The organism is Bradyrhizobium sp. LeoA1Lang, from assembly GCF_055413685.1.
Genome location: NZ_JBVAPG010000396.1, coordinates 1 through 1,449, shown reverse-complemented (window position 1 = coordinate 1,449; position 1,449 = coordinate 1). Strand labels below are relative to the sequence as shown.

Below are 1,449 nucleotides of genomic sequence, written 5' to 3'. Positions count from 1 at the left end.
AAGATCGGTGCGGATGGTGGTCGGGTGGGCGGATCGTCCGGTCGTATGCATGATCACCTTCGGGATGAGTGTTTAGGCAGCCTTATTCTGCAAGAAATACGACTGCAATCCACCCCATGGGATCTCTTATGCAGAGCGATACGCCATGAACGAGAATAGCAAGATTGTAGAGCTTCGCCAGCCTGGCGCGATGGATGATCCACTGACGAGTATTTTGCGGCATGGAGCACGCCAGCTTCTTGCGCGGGCGATCGAGGCGGAGGTCGCCGACTTTCTGAGCGATCATGCCGATTTGAAGCTGCCGGATGGGCGTGACCGGCTTGTCCGGCATGGCTTTGGCCCGTCTCGTTCGATCCAGACAGGGATTGGTCCTGTCGAGGTCCGGCGAGCCAAGGTACGCGACCGGGGTTTGGAGGCCTCGGGCGAGGATCGCATCACGTTCACGTCGGCGATCCTGCCAAGATGGGCACGGCGGACGAAGAGCCTGGATGCCCTGCTGCCGGTTCTGTACCTGCGCGGCATCTCGAGCGGCGATTTCCAGGAGGCGCTTGGCGCCTTGCTCGGCAAGGATGCCCCGAACCTGTCGCCGTCGGTGGTCGGACGGCTGAAGGAGGAGTGGCAGGTCGACTATGATCGCTGGCAACGGCGCGACCTGTCGGCCCGGCGCTACGTCTACATCTGGGCCGACGGTGTCTATCTTCAGGCGCGCATGGAGGAGGATGCCGCCTGCATGCTGGTCGTCATCGGTGCGACGCCGGAAGGCAGGAAGGAACTGGTCGGCTTTCAGGTCGGCGTACGGGAGAGCGCGCAGAGCTGGCGCGAACTGCTCGTCGATCTGAAAGCGCGCGGGCTGTCCATCGCGCCGCGGATCGCTGTCGGCGACGGTGCGCTCGGCTTCTGGAAGGCCCTGGAAGAACTCTTTCCTTCCACCCGTCATCAGCGCTGCTGGCAGCACAAGGTCCTGAACGTGCTCAATAAGGTGCCGAAGTCGGTGCAGCCGAACATGAAGGCCGATCTCCGCGAGATCCGCGATGCGCCGGATCGGGCGAGCGCCGAAGCTGCGATTGGCGTCTTCGTCGACAAGTACGCCGTCAAATACCCAAAGGCGGTCGACTGCCTGACGAAGGACCGCGACGAGTTGCTGGCCTTCTTCGACTTCCCGGCCGAGCATTGGGACCACCTGCGCACATCCAACCCGATCGAAAGCGTCTTCGCCACAGTCCGCCACCGGACCGTCCGCTCCAAGGGAAGCCTGTCGCACAAGACGGCAAGGCTCATGGTCTTCAAGCTCGTCATGAGCGCCGCCAAAACCTGGCGCCGGCTGAAGGGCGAAAATCAGTTGCCAAGGGTCATTGCCGGCGTCAAATTTACCGACGGCGTCGCAGAATCGACGACGCCAGCTAACCGCGCCGCCTGATCAGCCCCATCACCCAATTTCGGCCATAGCTC

The 1,449-nt window shown here is 62.4% G+C and carries 1 protein-coding gene; it reads left to right on the top strand.

What is annotated here, in order from left to right; genetic code table 11:
- Window positions 1–145: 145 nt before the first annotated feature.
- The gene (locus ACZYOF_RS43725; RefSeq protein ID WP_463719583.1) at window positions 146–1,417 is read left to right on the top strand and encodes an IS256 family transposase; all 1,272 of its coding nucleotides are present in this window, start codon (window positions 146–148) and stop codon (window positions 1,415–1,417) included.
- Window positions 1,418–1,449 lie beyond the last annotated feature (32 nt).